The sequence below is a fragment of the Occultella glacieicola genome (assembly GCF_004353825.1).
Lineage (GTDB): Bacteria > Actinomycetota > Actinomycetes > Actinomycetales > Beutenbergiaceae > Occultella > Occultella glacieicola.
Map to the genome: position 1 here is coordinate 78,558 of NZ_SMNA01000014.1, position 16,308 is coordinate 94,865.

The following is a 16,308-nucleotide window of genomic DNA, read 5'->3' on the forward strand; positions in this document are numbered from 1 at the left end:
CGGCCATGCTCGTGACGGTCCGGGTCGGGTTCGGATGGCAGACTGGCACTTGTGCCCGTGTACTCCGAGACCCTGCTGCCGTCGGTCTGGAAGTGGCTGCTCGCCCCCGCCGGTGGGGCAGCGGCCGGAATAATCACCGTGGTTCTGGGCGTGCCTGTCGCGGTGGTGGTCGGGGTGGTCGTGACCATCGCGCTGGTGGCCGTGCTCGTGAGGACCGCGCCGGTGACGGTGGTCACCGACGACGAGCTGCGTGCCGGCCGGGCCCATCTCCCACGGGAGTTCGTCGGATCCGTCGAGATCCTCGAGGGGTCGGCCCTGGAACAGGCGATGGGCCCGGGCCTGGATGCCCGTGCCCACCTCCAGTTCAGTTCATCGGCTCCGGCGGCCGTACGAGTGGACCTGCGGGACCCGCAGGACCCCACCCCGTACTGGTTGCTCTCCACCAGACACGCCCACGAACTCGCGCGCGCGCTGGTGGCGGATGCGGATCAGGCCGCGCACTCCGAGCAGACCGGCTGACCGTTCTCCTCGTAGGCGAGCTGGCTGCGGTGGTGGACCAGGAAGCAGCGTGAACAGGTGAATTCATCTGCCTGACGGGGCAGGACGCGGACGGAGAGTTCCTCTCCGCTGAGATCGGCGCCGGGAAGTTCGAATCCTTCGGCGGCTTCCGTCTCGTCCTCGTCGACCGCCCCGGAGTTCTTCTCCGCACGCCGGGCCTTCAGCTCCTCCAGGGAGTCCTCGCTGAGGTCCTCTTCGTTCTTGCGCGGTGCGTCGTAGTCGGTCGCCATGGTGGGCAAGCGCTCCGGTTTCTCTTGATGACGGTGGTCGCAGTTACAACGCGCGGGGCGTCGAAATGTTCCCGTAGCGAAGGGATTGTCCACCATGCGCGCGAGATGCGCGCATCGAATCGGAGAATCCGTTGGTAACTGTGGTGAAGGTGACCCTCTGCCGGCCGTGTCCGACGGCGTCGACGCACCCACACCGGGCGAACCATACAACGGACCGCGCCCCCTCGTGCACGGGCCGGGCCGGCCCGGGGCGGCACTGCTGGCCCGCGCCGCTCCGGAGCCGGCGGGTTAGGCTGCCCTGGTCGCTCCGGGCCGCGGTCGGCGGGCCGTGCGGCCACCCGCGTGGCGATCCTCGCCACACCGGACGTAATGCACCAGTCCCGACGAACGGGCTGGCAGGCTCGGGGTGTGCACGGTACGGAGGTGGCAAGGTGGAGTTAGAACTGGTCGGGATCCATGCCGATGGCGAGCATCTGATCCTCATCGGCCCCGACGGCGAACGGCACCGGCTGCCGATCGACGATGCCCTCCGCGCGGCCGTCCGTCGTGACCGCCCGCAGCTCGAGAAGCTGCGCAGCGACGCCGCGTTGCGCCCGCGCGACATCCAGGTCCTGATCCGTGCCGGCGCCAGCGCCGAGGAGATCGCGGGCGAGTCCGGCCTGCCCATCGAGCAGATCCGCCGGTACGAGGGCCCGGTCCTCGCCGAGCGCGAACACGTCGCACGGCGGGCCCGGATGCTGACCATCGGGCGTGAGACCGGCTCGCCCCAGCTCGGCGACCTGGTCGTCGACCGGCTCGCCGCCCGTGGTGTCGACGCCGGGTCGATCGCCTGGGATGCCCGTCGCCGCGGGAGCGAGCCGTGGGAGGTGCTCGCCCGCTTCGCCGCCGGTGACCGGGACCGGGAGGCCGTCTGGCAGGTCGACCTGGCCTCGTCGTCGGTGACGGCGCTCGACGACGAGAGCCGCTGGCTGTCCGAGACGGACCTCGGGTCGCCCGGGCCGCGGCGCCACCTCAGCGCAGTCCGCGGGGCGCGCCTCTACGACGTCGAGACGGACGCGGACATCGCGCCGTCGCTGCAGGCGGTCGACGCCGTCATCCGGGACTCCCGGCCGGCCGCCACCGGCGGCCACGGGCCCTCCTCCCCCGCCGAGCCGGAGCCGGAGGCCGAGCCCGAGGGCGACTCCGGCGACACCGGCGACACCGAGGCGCTCCTCGACCACCTGAACGCGAGCCGCGGGGTCCGACAGCCGGTCGAGGTCGAGGACGACGACGACGCACCCGGTGTCCATGAACCGATGCTCTGGGAGGACCCGCCGCCCGCGCACCCGCCGGCCTCCCACCCCGAGGAGGCCGAGGACGCGGGCGTCATCGACCTGCCTCCACACCTTGCCGACCCGAGTGCCGACCCGAGTGCCGACCGGGCCGGGGAGCCGGTCGAGGTTCCCGCCGACGGCGAGCAGCCCGGGTCGGACCAACCGGCGAAGAGCAAACGTCCTCGGCGGAACCGCCGCACCAGCGTGCCTTCCTGGGACGAGATCGTCTTCGGCGCGAAGAACGACTGAGCCGCCCGCGGGTCCTTCAGCCGCCCAGATCCAGTGGGTCCGGTGACGGACTCGGGGCGTGGGCGGTGGCCGCGGTCAGGCCGGCCCGGTGGTGGCGCCGGCAGAGCACCTCGTACCCGACCTCTCCGGTCCGGGCGCCCGTATCCCCGACCACCATCTGCTCGCCCTCGGTGACCATGACACCACCGACGGTGCGGGCGTTATGGGTGGCCCGCCGGCCGCACCAGCACAGGGCCCGCACCTGAAGCACCTCGACCCGATCAGCCAGCTCCAGCAGCCGCGCGGACCCGGGGAACAGCCGGGTTCGGAAGTCGGTGGTGATCCCGAACGCGAACACGTCGACCGTCAGTTCGTCGACCACCCGCGCGAGCTGCTCCACCTGGGTGGGCTCGTAGAACTGGGCCTCGTCACAGATCAGGTAGTCGACCACCCGTCCGCGGGTGCGGCGACGGATCACCTCGTCCCAGAAGTCGGTGCGGTCCGTCACCTCGACCGCCGGCACGGCCAGGCCGAGCCTGGACGAGAGCATCTCGGCCCCGGCCCGGTCGTTACGGCTGAACAGCACCCCACGCCGGCCTCGGGTGGCATGGGTGTAGTCCATCTGCAGCGCGAGCGTCGACTTCCCGCAGTCCATCGTTCCCGAGAAGAACACCAGGTCCGCCATCAGCCCTCCAGCACCAGCAGCGGCACGGTGCGCTCGGCCGGGGTCAGGGAGCCGTGCATCCCGATCAGGGTCAGCGAGGCCCGGGTCTGGGTGCGGGAGTCGTGGACGGCGAGGTCACCGAGCGCGGCCACCACCACGTCGCCGATGACCTCCGTGAACCGGGGGTCGACGGGCCCGAGCATCCCGGCGTCGATCACCTCGGCCCGGGTCAGGACCCGGGCCCGGTCGCCGAGCACGGCCGTCCAGGTCCCCCGAACGGTCTCGGCGGCGCCGGGCCGGCAGTACAGGTGCACGGCCCGCGGCTCACCGGCCACCAGATCCACGCCGGCGGCGAGGTCCGGCCGCTCGGCCATGTCGAGGCGCGCCGGGCCGGGCCCTTGCGTGCTCCGCCCCCGCGGGATGTCCACCATGCCGTGGTCGGCGGTGACCAGCAGTGTCGTACCGGGCGGGAGCAGCCGCGCGAGCCGGGCGATCTCGGTGTCGGTATGGGCCAGCGCCTGCGCCCACTCCGGCGAGCGCCACCCCTCGTGGTGGCCGGTGGAGTCGACGTCACCCCAGTACAGGTAGACGAGGTCCACGTCGGGCTCCCGCAGCGCCCCCAGCGCCGAGTCGATGCGCTCGGGCAGCGTCTCGGCAGGCAGGAACTCCGAGCCGCGCAGCGCCGCCGTGGTCAACGGCGAGGACGCGAACCGCCACGGACCCACGCTGACCGCGACCCGGCCGGCCTCCTCGAGGCGCTCGAACACGGTCGCGGACCGCTGCCAGTCCCGCGGGTCGGCCCCGGTGTTCCACGAGATCATGTTCATCAGCCGCCCGCGCAGGTCCCGCACGGTGTAGCCGAGCAGTCCGGTGGCCCCGCCGGGCCGTCCGGTGCCGAGGAAGCCGAGGTTGGTCGCGGTCGTGGACGGGAACGCACAGGTCAGCGTGTCCAAGCGTCCCGCCGAGGTCAGGAACGGCGCCGCCTCGGCGCGCTCGGTGAGGTTGTACCAGCCGAGACCGTCCACGAGCACCACGACCGCCTTGCGGGCCTGCGGCAACCCGAGCGCGGCCGCCACGTCCACGCTCGAGGTGGCTGCACCGTCGGGCACCGGGATATCGATCCCGCAGGCGCCGACGGCGCCCCAGAGCACCTGCCCGAGCGTGCCGGCCGGGTCACCGGCGGCGAGGTCGGCCGGCCCGCTCACGCGCCGGTGCGGGCGGTCGCCGCGGACAGCGCCGCGGCGAAGGACACGGCCGCGGACATGGCGTCCGCGCCCTCGGCCTCCGCGCTGACCCGGACCACGAGGTCGTCCGGCATCGACGTGCCGGTGTAGCCGTGATCCGCCTCGCAGTTCGGGTCGGGGCAGGTCGCCGGCTCGAGGTCGAGGCGCTGCACCGAGCCCCAGTTCAGGGCCAGGGTGAGTTCCGTGCCGCCGCTGCCCTGCCGGTAGACGGCCGGGTCGACCACCCCGTGGGTGAGGGCGACCGACCGGATGTTGCCGATCGGGACGGCCTCGGTGGTGGCCGCGGCCGTGGTGGCGCCGTCGGACTCCTCGGGGGGCACGTCGTCCACGTGGGCGACGATCAGCCGGGTCGGCGTGAGCGTCATCGCGGTGACGTGCCGGCGCACCTCGGTCCGGTCGAACACGGTCTCGGGGTGCACCAGGTGTGCGACCACGTCCTCACCGGCGAGGGCGATCTCCAGGACGTCGGCGACCAACGCCGGGTAGTAGCCGGCACGCTCGATGTCACTGCGCAGGTGGCGCATCTGTTGGGCTCGTGACTTCTGCACCGGCCCAGTCTCCCACCTCACGGCAACCTCCTCTCACGGAAGGACCCGACGGGCGGCGTCGCCGCGGGCGGGGTGGGCCACGTCGACCCGGGCGCCGAGGATGGCTGCCCCGGTCTCGGCGACGAGGACGGGGTTCAGGGTGATCGAGGCGACCTCGGCCAACTCGTCCTTGAGGACGCTGATCCGCCCGATCACGGCGGTGAGCGCATCGACGTCGAGGGCCGGCAGGCCACGGTGCCCGAACAGCCGCGCGGACGCCCGCAGCGAACGGACCATCTCGAGCGCGTCCACGTCCGTGAGCGGCGGCACCCGGTAGGACACGTCGCCGAGAAGTTCCACGGCGTCCCCACCCAGCCCGGCGCTGATGATCGGCCCGTACAGCTCGTCCTCGGTGGCGCGGACCACGCAGGCGGCACCGGTCGGGGCCATCGACTGCACGTCGAACGTGGTGCCCCGGCGCTTCATGGCCTGCACCCTGGCCTCGCCCTGCGCGAAGGCCTCCCGCAGCTCCGCCGGGGTGGACAGGTCCAGCCGGACCCCGCCGAGGTCCGCCCGGTGTCGCAGCACCTCGTCGGAGGTCTTCAACGCCACCGGCCAGCCCAGCTCCTCGGCGGCCGCGACCGCCGAGTCGGCGTCGGTGACCGTGATCTCCGGCCACTTGTGCAAGCCGTACGCGGCGAGCAGCTCGGAGGTGCGCTCCGGGCTCAACCGTCGCGTGGTCCCGCGCGGCAGGCCGGCCAGCTCGGCCTGGACCAGTTCCTTGGCGCGACGCCGGTCGACGTCGACAGGGTCGATGCGCCGGCCCCGGTCCGCACTGCGCCATTCGTGATAGCGGACCGCCTCGACGAGCCCGTGGGTGGCGGCCTCCACGGTCGCGAAGCCCGGGACCCGGACGCCGTCGGCGGCCAGTTCCGGCGCCAGCCCGGCGATCCCGAACACGCAGGCGACCGTGGTACGCCCGCCGGCGGCGGCGAGGCGGGCGATCTCCGGGGCGACGGCGGCGCCCTCGTCGTCCAGGATCGGCACGTACGCGACGATGGCCGCGTCCCAGTCGTCGCGGGCCAGGGCCGCGTCGACGACGTCCCGGTACGCACCCGGCCCGGCGGTCGGCGGGAGCGCGACCGGGGCGCCCGCGACCCGGAGCCCACCGCCGTCGAGCAGCTCGGCGATCACGGCGCCCTGGGTGCCCGAGTTCGTCAGCACGAGCACCCTGCCGCCGGCCGGCAGCGGCTGCTCGGAGAACAGCGTGGCCAGGTCGAGGAGCTCCGGGATCGTCTCCGCCCGGATCACACCGGCCTGCCGCATCAGTTCGTCCAGGGCGCGCGGTGGTTCCCTGGAGATCCGCACGGCGTGACCGGGCGGGTTCAGTTGGCCGGTGGTGCCGGCGATCATGGTGATCACCGGCCCCTTCTCGGACAGCCGGCGCGCCACCCGGGAGAATTTGCGCGGATTACCGATCGACTCGAACCGCAGCGCCGAGACCCGGGTCCGGGGGTCGGCGAGCCAGAACTGCATGGTGTCGTTGCCGGAGACGTCCACCCGGTGCCCGGCGGAGAGGAACGAGGCGACCCCGAGGTCGCGGTCGGCGGCACCGGTGACCAGGGCCAGCCCGGCCGCACCGGACTGGCAGAACAGGCCCACCGCTCCCTCGCGCAGCGGCCGCGGCGCAAGGGTCGCGTTCAGGTGCCCGTGGTCCCCGCCGGTGACGAGCCCGAACGAGTGGGGGCCGACGAGCCGCAGCCCGGCCTCCCGGGCGGCCCGGACCAGCACCCGCTGGGTCACCCGGCCCTCGTGCGTCGCGGTGGTGAACCCACCCGAGTACACGACCACCCCCTGCACGCCGAGGGCGGCCAGGTCGGCGAGGATCGCGGTCACCTCGACCGCCGGCGCGGCGACCAGGGCGAGGTCGAACGGGCCGGCGTCGGCGACATCGGGAAGCGTCGCCGGACTCCCCGGCAGACCGACACACCGGAGGGTGCCGGCGTACCCACCCCCGTCGATCGCGGCGCGCAGCCGCTCACCGAACGCGGCGCCGTCGGGCCCGGCCGCATAGACGAGCACCGCCGCCGGGTCGAGCAGCCCGGCCATCGAGAGCGCCTCGGCCCGCTGCTCCCGCTCGGCGAGCACGGCCAGCGACCGGTCGGTGGGCCTGATCGTGAAGGACACCGAGAGCACGCCGTCGTCGAAGCTCTGGTCCACGTCGTAGCCCGCGTCCGAGAACACCCGCATCATCCGGGTGTTCTGCGGCAGCACGTCCGCGACGAACCTGCGCACCCCCAGCTCCCGGGCGGCGGCGGCCAGGTGTTCCAGGAGGACCGAGCCGAGCCCCTTGCCCTGCACGACGTCGAGCACGTTGAACGCCACCTCGGCGTCCCCGCCGCCGCCGATCCGGTCGAACCTCCCGACGGCCACGATCTCCTCGCCGAGGAGCAGCACCAGGGCGACCCGCTGCACGTGGTCGACGTGGGTGAACCGGTGCAGGTCCCGGTCGCCGAGCCGCTCCATCGGGGCGAAGAACCGCAGGTACGTCGACTCCGGGGACTGTCGGGCGTGGAACCGCTGCAACGCGTCGGCGTCGTCGGGGCGGATCGGTCGGATCCGGGCCGTGGAGCCGTCGCGGAGCACGACGTCGGCCTCCCAGTGGGCCGGGTACTGCGGTTCCTCGGGAGCCGGGGTGGCGTCGTCGGCGACGGGCTCGCTCGCCGCCGGCGGCTCCTGGCTGTGCATTGTTCGATCCTAGTCGGGCGGTGCCCGGGTCCTCGGTGTGGGACGCCCGGGATCGGGCCCGGGATCGGTGAGAATGGAGCCATGGCACGACGCACGTCCGGCACCACTCCCGGCTCCGATCCCACGAACATCATCGATATCGACGTCTCCGAGGAGATGCAGGGCTCGTTCCTGGAGTACGCGTACTCGGTGATCTACTCGCGGGCCCTCCCGGACGCCCGGGACGGGCTCAAGCCGGTGCAGCGCCGGATCCTGTACCAGATGTCCGAGATGGGCCTGCGGCCCGACCGGGGGCATGTGAAGTCGGCCCGCGTGGTCGGCGAGGTGATGGGCAAGCTGCACCCGCACGGGGACACGGCCATCTACGACGCCCTGGTCCGGATGGCACAGCCCTTCTCGCTGCGGCTGCCGCTCGTGGACGGCCACGGCAACTTCGGCTCCCTCGACGACGGCCCCGCCGCACCCCGGTACACCGAGGCCCGGCTCGCGCCGGCGGCGATGGTGATGACCGCGGGCCTCGGCGAGGACGTCGTCGACTTCGTCCCGAACTACGACAATCAGCTCCGCCAGCCGGATGTGCTGCCCTCGGCGCTGCCGAACCTGCTCGTCAACGGGGCGAGCGGGATCGCCGTCGGCATGGCCACGAACATGCCCCCGCACAACCTGGTCGAGGTGATCGCCGCCGCTCGGCACCTGATCGCGCACCCGGAGGCCGACCTCGAGGCGCTGATGCGGTTCGTGCCCGGGCCGGACCTGCCCGGCGGCGGCAAGATCGTGGGCCTCGCCGGCATCCGGGACGCGTACGCGAGCGGGCGTGGCTCCTTCCGGACCAGGGCGAGCGCCCGGATCGAGAACCTCACCCCGCGGCGCAAGGGCATCGTGGTCACCGAGCTGCCGTACCTGGTCGGCCCCGAGCGGGTGATCGAGAAGATCAAGGACGCCGTCCAGTCGAAGAAGCTGCAGGGGATCTCGGCCGTCACCGACCTCACCGACCGCGCGAACGGGCTGCGGCTGGTGATCGAGGTCAAGAACGGGTTCAACCCGGAGGCGGTCCTCGCGCACCTGTACAAGCTGACCCCGCTGGAGGAGTCCTTCGGCATCAACAACGTGGCCCTGGTGCAGGGCCAGCCACGCACCCTCGGCCTGCGCGAGCTGCTCACCGTCTACGTCCGGCACCGCTTCGAGGTGGTCCGCCGCCGGACCGAGTTCCGGCTCGGTCGGCGCATCGACCGGCTGCATTTGGTCGAGGGCCTGCTGATCGCGATCGCGGACATCGACGAGGTGATCGCGGTCATCCGTTCCAGCGACGACGCCGACGCCGCCCGGACCCGCCTGATCGCGGTGTTCGACCTGTCCGAGCCGCAGGCCGAGTACATCCTCGAGCTGCGGCTGCGGCGGCTGACGAAGTTCTCCCGGATCGAGTTGGAGGCCGAGCGCGACGAGCTGGCCCGCGAGATCGAGGAGCTGCGAGCCATCCTCGCCGACGAGGGCTTGCTGCGGCAGGTGGTCTCCGACGAGCTGGCCGAGGTGGCCGCCGAGCACGGCACGCCCCGGCGCACGGTGCTGCTCGAGTCGAGCGGCACGGCCGCCACCGCCGCGGCCGACGGCGCCCCCCGGTCCGGGCGGTCGGCGGCGGCACTGCCGGAGCTCGAGGTGGCGGATGCCCCGTGCCGGGTGCTGCTCTCGGCGACCGGTCTGCTCGTACGGACGGCCGACGACACCCCGCCGCGCCGGGACGGTCACCGGACCGCCCACGACGCCCTGCGGGCCGACGCCGCGGCGACCAGCCGGGGCGAGATCGGGGCAGTCACGTCCACCGGCCGGATGCTCAAGCTCTCGGTGATCGAGGTACCCGCACTGCCACCGACGGACGGGTCGCCGAGCCTGTCCGGCGGGGTCCCCGCCAGCGAGGTGCTGCTCCTCGAGAAGGGCGAGCGGATCGTGGGCCTCGCACCCCTGGACGAGGCCGCCGCACCGCTGGCCCTCGGCACCCGGGGCGGGGTGGTCAAGCGGGTCACCGCGGACCGCCCGGGCAGCCGGGACGCATGGGAGGTCATCTCCCTCAAGGACGGCGACGAGGTGGTCGGGGCCGTCAACGCGGCGGAGGACCACGAACTCGTGTTCGTCACCGCGGACGCCCAGCTGTTGCACTTCGGGGCGGGCGCGGTGCGTCCGCAGGGGCGCAGCGGTCAGGGCATGGCCGGTATCAAGCTCGCGGCCGGGGACCGGGTGGTGTTCTTCGGGGCGCTCACGCCCGAGGTGGCCGCAGATGCCCAGGTGGTCACCCTGGCCGGCACCTCCGATGCGCTGCCGGGCACGGTGCCCGGGTCCGCCAAGGTCACCCCGTTCGCGCTCTACCCGGGCAAGGGCCGGGCCACCGGCGGGGTCCGGGCGCACCGGTTCCTGCGCGGTGAGGACAGCCTCTACCTGGCCGCGGTGGGCCCGGCCCCGGTCCGGGCGGTGGGGTCCGGCGGGCAGAGCATCGACCTGCCCGCGCCGGTGGACCGCCGGGACGGCTCCGGCACGGCGTTGCCCGCACCGGTCGCCGGCCTGGGCTGAGCGGCCCGGCTCAGTCGGCGACCGCGGCCGGTTCGGCCGCGAGGTCGGCGGCCCCTTCGGTGGTGGGCTCGGCGGCCGCTTCGGTGGCGGCGTCCGGCTCGGCCGCGCCGAGCGCGCCGACCACGCCGGCCGCGAGGAGGGCCTGGGCCACGAGGTAGGTGCTCATCACGACCAGGTGGTGCCCACCGAAGAAGTACCAGGGCGCGAACGTGTTCAGGGCGATCAGGGCGTCGGAGACGAAGAACAACGCACCGCCGACGGCGGTGGTCCGGTTCACGGTCGTGCTCGCCGTGGCCATCGCGGCCAGCAGCAGCCCGTAGCAGACGACCGGCCCGCCGAGGAAGCCCGCCTCCGGCAGGCACCATGCCGTGAGGGCGGCGAAGGAGGCCCCGAACACGGCGCCGGCCGCCAGCACCGGTGCGGGCCGCCGTCGCCAGGCCCCCGCGACGTAGGGAGCGAACGCGGCCAGGTAGCAGGCCTGGGCCACCAGGAAGCCCCCGACCATGCCCAGGAACCCGGCGTCCCCGGTCACGAACCGCGGCACGGTGTCGCCGACCCACGAGGCCACCAGGCCCGCCGTCATCAGGGCGGCCGTCCGCCTCCGGACGCCGCCGAGGTCGGCCACGGCGGAACCGAACGCCGCGGCGAGCGCGGGCATCAGCAGGATCTGGGAGACCGTCGGCAGCGCCCCGGACTCGACCACCCGTGAGGTCAGGTGCACACTGCCGACGGCGACGTACGCGCCGAAGAGCGCCTGTGTCCGCGGGCTCAGTCGCCGCAGAACCTGACGCACCGTCGCACTCACACCTCGATCGTATACATGGTCGACCCACGGGTGGGCTCGAACTGCAGGTTGCCGTAGAGCCCGAACGCCCCGGTCGGTTGCTCGGTGTCGATGCCGAGACCGGCGTACTCCATGCCGTCCTCACGGTAGGCGGCCATGGCCCGGGCGAGCAGCGCCGTCGCGATCCGCTGACCGCGCCACTCCCGCCGGACACCGAGGATGTCGATGTAGCCCTCGGTCCACCCGAGGGACTCCCAGTCCTGCTCGTACCGGCCGGACAGCAGGTAGCCGGCCACCTGGGCCCGGTCGGTGGTGCGGTCGAGCACCAGGAAGCTCCACGTCGGCGCGAAGTACGTGCGGCCCTCCTGCCAGGTCTCGACGGTGTGCGGCTCGGAGCCCCAGTGGTCCCGGAAGGAGTCGTTGTGCGCGAGCCGTACCTGGTCGTCGAGCTCGGCGGACCAGGGCACCAGGTCGAGGTTGCTGCGCAGCTTGACGGCGGGCAGTTCCAGACCGAGGTCGCGGCGCATCTCGGTGTACCAGCGCCGCGGGCTGAAGCCCTGCTCCTGAAGCATTCGCACCGAGTCGGTCATGCCGTCCTCGACGTGCACCACGATCCGGCCGGGCACGTCCTTCCCGGAGGCGGCGAGCACCTGCCGGGACCGGTCCACCTGCCACCGCAGCACCGCGGTCCCGATCGACCGGCGCCGCCACAGCGGGTCGACGCCGCCCTCGAGGAACGCCCGCACCGAACGGACGTCCCCGGGCTGCACCGTCACGGTGCCGTAGGCGCGCAGCACACCCTCGCCGTCGAACCCGCCGAGGGAATTGTTCGGCGCGTCCTTCCACTCGCCCTGGAAGGTCTCGGCGGCCTCCTCGAGGGTGGTCCGGTAGGGCGGGTTGTCGTGGGTCTCGATGCGCTCGAACAGTGCGTGCAACTCGGCCACGTCCCCGGTGCCGAGGGGGCGCCAGGTCAGCCCGGATCCCGCTGACGGCATCGTCAGCAGCCGTGGCGCCCTCGCCCGCTCGGCGAGGGTGGCGTTCTCGGGTGCGCTGTCCTGCGTCATGCCGCCGCCGAGGAGGCGGTCCGAGCCGGGAGAGCGCGCCGTGGGTCGTCCGGATGGTTCAGGTACAAGGGTTGGCTCACAGTTCGATCGAATACAGCACGCCGGCGCCGCGGAGCCGATACCCGAGCCCGGCGTAGAGGTCACGCGCCGGGTTCCGGGCGTCGACATCCAGCCGGGCCACGTCCATGTCATCGGCAGCGTAGGCGCGCAGGGCCGTGCTGAGCAAAGCACGCCCGATCCCGGCGCCGGCCCGGTCGGGCCGCACCGCCAGCAGATCTGTGTAGGCCACCCGCGCTCCGTCCTCGTCCGGGTCGTGGCTGGAGATGACGAATCCGACCGGCTCGGCGCCGTCCACGGCGAGGAAGGACCACGCCGGGCGCAGTCGCCGGACCAGCCCGGCCCAGGTGCCCGGATCCTGCGCTCCGGCACCGTCGAACGCGACATCGTGCACCGTCCTGGCCGCAGCACCGGCGGCGGGGGTCCAGGCGGCGATGCGCACCCCGGCGTTGCCCACCGCGTCCGGCTGCACGGGCGTCGGCCGGCCCGGCACCTGCGACAGGCTCAGTTCCAGGTTCTCGGTGGTGCGGACCGGGGCGTAGCCGGCGGCGACGCACATCCGGCGCCGGTCCGCGAGGTGGGCGTCCACATGCACCCCGATCCGGGAGGTGCGCCCGTCGGCCACCTCGAGGAGGATCTCCCGGGCCCGGTCCTCCTGCCAGGCGAACAGGGCGCGGCCGACCCCGCGGCCCCGCCACGCCGGGTCGAGGGTGGCCCAGAGCAGCGCCCGGGGATGCGACGGTTCGCTCTGGACCAGCCCGGCCGCGCGCAGCACGCCGGTGCCGTCGAACCCGGCCAGGGAGTCCCGGTCCGGGTCCAGGCCGGGAAGGCTCAGCAGGTGCGCGATCCGGGACCGGGTGAACGGGTGCAACGACCGGTCCGCGATCTCGGCCCGGTTCGCCAGGTCCGTGAGGTGGGAGTCGACGTCCGGCGGCGTCAGTGGGCGCCAGGTCAGGCCGAGGTGGGCCGCCGGAACCGGGGCGGTCCTCATCACGCGTCGATCCGGTCGCGGTCCAGGTCGTCCGCGCCGGCGATGATGAAGTCCTTGCGGGGGGCCACGTCGTTGCCCATCAGCAGCTCGAAAACATGCTCCGCGGCCTCCACGTCGGCCATGGTGACCCGTCGCAGGCTACGGTGCGCCGGGTCCATCGTCGTCTCGGCGAGCTGGTCCGCGTCCATCTCCCCCAGGCCCTTGTACCGCTGGATCGGCTCCTTGTAGCGGCGCCCGGTCCGCTCGAGCTTCGCCAGCACCTTGTGCAGTTCGGCCTCGGAGTAGGTGTAGGTGACGTCGCCCTTGCGCGAGCCCTGCGCCGTGGTCTCCACCCGGTGCAGCGGTGGCACCGCCGCGTACACCCGGCCGTCCTCGACGAGCGGGCGCATGTACCGGAAGAACAGGGTGAGCAGCAGGGTCCGGATGTGCGCGCCGTCGACGTCCGCGTCCGTCATCAGGACGACCTTGCCGTACCGCACCGTGGACAGGTCGAAGGTGCGCCCGGAGCCGCCGCCGATCACCTGGATGATCGAGGCGCACTCGGCGTTCTTGAGCATGTCCGCCAGGGACGCCTTCTGGACGTTGAGGATCTTGCCGCGGATCGGCAGCAGCGCCTGGAAATCCGAGCTGCGCGCCAGTTTCGCGGTGCCGAGGGCGCTGTCCCCCTCGACGATGAACAGCTCGGAGCGCTCCACGTCGTCGGAGCGGCAGTCCGCGAGCTTCGCGGGCAGGGTGGACGTCTCCAGGGCGTTCTTGCGCCGGGAGAGCTCCTTGTGGGTGCGGGCCGCGACCCGGGCCCGCATCTCGCCGACCACCTTCTCCAGTACCGCAGCGGCCTGGACCTTCTCGTGCCGCTTGCCGGAGGTCAGCAGCGCGTCGAGCTCCCGGTCGACGACCTTGGCGACGATCGCGCGCACCGGAGCGGTGCCGAGGATCTCCTTCGTCTGACCCTCGAACTGCGGCTCCGGCAGCCGCACGGTGACCACCGCCGTCAGACCGGCGAGCACGTCGTCCTTCTCGATGCGTTCCTTGGCGTCCTTGCCGGAGATCTTCAGCCGCCGGGCGTTCGCGTCGATCTGCTTGCGCACCGACTTCAGCAGCCCCTGCTCGAAGCCGGCCAGGTGGGTGCCTCCCTTGGGGGTGGCGATGATGTTGACGAAGGTGCGGACCTCGGCGTCGTAGCCGATGCCCCACCTCATCGCGACCTCGACCTCACAGTTGCGCTCCACCTCGGCGGGCCGCAGGTGGCCCTTGGCGTCGAGCTGCTGCACGGTCTCGGTGAACGTCTCGGTGCCCTGTAGCCGCCAGGTGTCGGTGACGGAGGCGTCCGCGGCGAGGAAGTCCACGAAGTCGACCGCCCCGCCGTCGTGCTTGAAGACCTCCTCGACGGGGCCGTCGGCACCCGGCGTACCGGGCAGCCCACGCTCGTCGCGCACGGTCAGGGACAGCCCGGGCACCAGGAACGAGGTCTGTCGGGCCCGGGTGACGAGCTCGTCGTAGGAGAACGTCGCCGAGTCCGGGAAGATCTGCCGGTCCGCCCAGTAGCGCACCCGGGTCCCGGTGACGCCGCGCTTGACCCGGCCGCTCACCTGCAGCTCGGAGTGGTCGGTGAACGGGGTGAACGGCGCGTCCGGTGAGGGGGTACCGCGGTCCGCGAAGGTGCCGGGCTCACCCCGGTGGAAGGACATCCGGTGGGTCTTGCCGCCCCGGTCGACCTCGACGTCGAGACGTGCGGAGAGGGCGTTCACCACCGAGGCACCGACGCCGTGCAGGCCGCCGGACGCGGCGTAGGAGCCTCCTCCGAACTTTCCACCGGCGTGCAGCTTCGTGTACACGACCTCCACGCCGCTCAGGCCGAGCCCGGCGACGTTGTCCACCGGGATGCCGCGGCCGGTGTCCCGGACCTCCACGGAGGCGTCCGGGTGCAGCACGATCTCGATCGAGTCGCCGTGACCCTCCAGTGCCTCGTCGACGGCGTTGTCGATGATCTCCCAGAGGCAGTGCATGAGGCCCCGGGAGTCCGTGGACCCGATATACATCCCGGGTCGTTTGCGGACCGCTTCCAGGCCCTCCAGGACGGAGAGATGGCGCGCGGTGTAGCTGGAGTCTGCTGACGTCGATGACACCCCCTCATCCTAGGCGTGGGCGGTCGCAAACCCCGGGAGCGCCATCCGGAATCGGTGGACGGCCGGATCCGGCAGGTGGCGTGCGCCACACCGGCGATACGCGGTGAGCGAACTCACCCCGGTGAACGGATGGAATGACGGTGGGCGGTGGTTACATGTGACTGTGAGCGTACTGACAGCAGACCAAGCGACCCCCGAGCTGACCGCGGCCGACCGCTGCGACGCGTGCGGAGCCCAGGCCTACGTGCGTGTCCTCCTTCCCTCCGGTGAGCTCCTCTTCTGCGCCCACCACGGGCGCAAGCACGCCGAGGCACTGGGCCAGGTGGCCACCCACATCCACGACGAGTCCGACCGGCTCTTCTCCGAGCCCCAGGCCGACCAGCGCTGACCAGCAGATGACCGGCAGATGACCGGGCCGGACCGGTCCTGACGATGCCCGGCTACGACGATCACGTCCGCTGGGCGCTGAGCACCGCCGTCGAGGGCTTCGACTTCACCCCGGTGGCCGGCCGGGTGATCGACGGCCCGCTGCCCTGGGACTACCGAGCGCTGGCCCGCCGGGCCGTCGCGGAGGCGACCGGCCCGGTCCTCGACCTCGGCACCGGCGGCGGTGAGTTCCTGGCCGGCCTCGGCCCGTTCCCACCGGGTTCCGCCGCGACCGAGGGCTGGCCCCCGAATGTGCACCTCGCCCGCGCCACGCTGGCTCCGCACGGCGTGCGGTTGCACGCCCTGCCGCCCGAGCACGCGACCCGGCTGCCCCTGCCCGACGCGACCTTCGCCGTCGTCCTCGACCGGCACGAGGACTACGACCCCGCCGAGGTGGCCCGGGTGCTCGCGCCGGGCGGGGTGTTCCTCACCCAACAGGTCGGCTCGACCGACGGCACCCGCCTGAACGGGGCCCTCGGTGGGCCCGGACCGGACGTGCCCGAGGGTGTCGCGCTCGCGCCGTTCGCCGCCGGCCTGACCCGCGCGGGTCTGAACGTCGAGCGTGCCGAGGAGCACGAGCAGGGTCGCACGTTCACCGACATCGGCGCCGTGATCTGGTACCTGCGGATGGTCGCCTGGCAGATCCCCGACTTCGACGTGGCCCGCTACGACGCCCCGCTGCGGGGCCTGCACGCCGCCTTCGAGCGCGGCGAGCAGTTCCGGGACGTCGCGCCCCGGTTCGTCCTGGCGGCCCGACGCCCCGCGCGCTGAACCCTCCCGGCGAACTAG

At 72.9% G+C, this 16,308-nt stretch carries 14 protein-coding genes; 5 read left to right on the plus strand and 9 right to left on the minus strand.

What is annotated here, in order from left to right:
- Window positions 1–51: 51 nt before the first annotated feature.
- Window positions 52–519 (plus strand): DUF3093 domain-containing protein, encoded by a 468-nt coding sequence (locus tag EXU48_RS21700; protein WP_165962943.1) that lies wholly within the window; start codon window positions 52–54, stop codon window positions 517–519.
- On the opposite strand, the gene EXU48_RS21705 is transcribed toward EXU48_RS21700, so the two are convergent.
- Complete coding sequence (locus tag EXU48_RS21705) at window positions 489–788, minus strand: DUF4193 domain-containing protein (RefSeq protein WP_133109845.1); 300 nt, start codon at window positions 786–788, stop codon at window positions 489–491. The genes EXU48_RS21700 and EXU48_RS21705 overlap by 31 nt on opposite strands.
- A gap of 431 nt (window positions 789–1,219) precedes the next feature.
- On the opposite strand from EXU48_RS21705, the gene sepH reads away from it, so the two are divergent.
- Window positions 1,220–2,350 (plus strand): septation protein SepH, encoded by a 1,131-nt coding sequence (gene sepH / locus EXU48_RS21710; RefSeq protein WP_133109790.1) that lies wholly within the window; start codon window positions 1,220–1,222, stop codon window positions 2,348–2,350.
- A 16-nt stretch (window positions 2,351–2,366) separates the two neighbouring features.
- Here sepH and EXU48_RS21715 read toward each other — a convergent pair whose 3' ends face one another.
- Genes EXU48_RS21715 through EXU48_RS21730 form a run of 4 tightly spaced genes read right to left on the minus strand, consistent with a single transcriptional unit; the run spans window position 2,367 to window position 7,512 of the window.
- Window positions 2,367–3,014, minus strand: coding sequence for a thymidine kinase (locus EXU48_RS21715; protein ID WP_133109791.1), 648 nt, complete (start codon window positions 3,012–3,014; stop codon window positions 2,367–2,369).
- Window positions 3,014–4,198: an alkaline phosphatase family protein gene (locus tag EXU48_RS21720; protein WP_133109792.1), complete on the minus strand. Its 1,185-nt coding sequence runs from the start codon at window positions 4,196–4,198 to the stop codon at window positions 3,014–3,016. The genes EXU48_RS21715 and EXU48_RS21720 overlap by 1 nt, the downstream gene beginning before the upstream one ends.
- Window positions 4,195–4,761 carry a DUF5998 family protein gene (locus EXU48_RS21725; RefSeq protein WP_133109846.1) on the minus strand — a complete coding sequence of 189 codons (567 nt, stop codon included), beginning with the start codon at window positions 4,759–4,761 and terminating at the stop codon, window positions 4,195–4,197. Before EXU48_RS21725 ends, EXU48_RS21720 begins: the two co-directional genes overlap by 4 nt.
- A 57-nt stretch (window positions 4,762–4,818) precedes the next feature.
- Window positions 4,819–7,512, minus strand: coding sequence for a bifunctional acetate--CoA ligase family protein/GNAT family N-acetyltransferase (locus EXU48_RS21730; RefSeq protein WP_133109793.1), 2,694 nt, complete (start codon window positions 7,510–7,512; stop codon window positions 4,819–4,821).
- Window positions 7,513–7,593: 81 nt separating this feature from the next.
- Here EXU48_RS21730 and EXU48_RS21735 point away from each other — a divergent pair, with 81 nt between their 5' ends.
- Window positions 7,594–10,071, plus strand: coding sequence for a DNA gyrase/topoisomerase IV subunit A (locus tag EXU48_RS21735; RefSeq protein WP_133109794.1), 2,478 nt, complete (start codon window positions 7,594–7,596; stop codon window positions 10,069–10,071).
- 10 nt (window positions 10,072–10,081) lie between these two features.
- Here the strand turns inward: EXU48_RS21735 and EXU48_RS21740 are convergent, their stop codons facing one another.
- From EXU48_RS21740 to EXU48_RS21755, 4 genes are all read right to left on the minus strand, one after another.
- Window positions 10,082–10,876 carry a lysoplasmalogenase gene (locus tag EXU48_RS21740; RefSeq protein ID WP_133109795.1) on the minus strand — a complete coding sequence of 265 codons (795 nt, stop codon included), beginning with the start codon at window positions 10,874–10,876 and terminating at the stop codon, window positions 10,082–10,084.
- Window positions 10,873–11,919: a GNAT family N-acetyltransferase gene (locus tag EXU48_RS21745; protein WP_133109796.1), complete on the minus strand. Its 1,047-nt coding sequence runs from the start codon at window positions 11,917–11,919 to the stop codon at window positions 10,873–10,875. Before EXU48_RS21745 ends, EXU48_RS21740 begins: the two co-directional genes overlap by 4 nt.
- 76 nt (window positions 11,920–11,995) lie before the next feature.
- Window positions 11,996–12,967 carry a GNAT family N-acetyltransferase gene (locus EXU48_RS21750; RefSeq protein WP_133109797.1) on the minus strand — a complete coding sequence of 324 codons (972 nt, stop codon included), beginning with the start codon at window positions 12,965–12,967 and terminating at the stop codon, window positions 11,996–11,998.
- On the minus strand, window positions 12,967–15,093 hold the full coding sequence (locus EXU48_RS21755) for a DNA gyrase/topoisomerase IV subunit B (protein ID WP_133109798.1): 2,127 nt from the start codon (window positions 15,091–15,093) through the stop codon (window positions 12,967–12,969). The genes EXU48_RS21750 and EXU48_RS21755 overlap by 1 nt, the downstream gene beginning before the upstream one ends.
- Window positions 15,094–15,256: 163 nt before the next feature.
- On the opposite strand from EXU48_RS21755, the gene EXU48_RS21760 reads away from it, so the two are divergent.
- Together EXU48_RS21760 and EXU48_RS21765 are read left to right on the plus strand one after the other, a co-directional pair.
- Window positions 15,257–15,481 (plus strand): DUF7455 domain-containing protein, encoded by a 225-nt coding sequence (locus tag EXU48_RS21760; protein WP_207947860.1) that lies wholly within the window; start codon window positions 15,257–15,259, stop codon window positions 15,479–15,481.
- 44 nt (window positions 15,482–15,525) lie between these two features.
- Entirely contained in the window at window positions 15,526–16,290 is a 765-nt protein-coding gene (locus tag EXU48_RS21765) for a class I SAM-dependent methyltransferase (RefSeq protein WP_133109800.1), read from the plus strand.
- Window positions 16,291–16,308 lie beyond the last annotated feature (18 nt).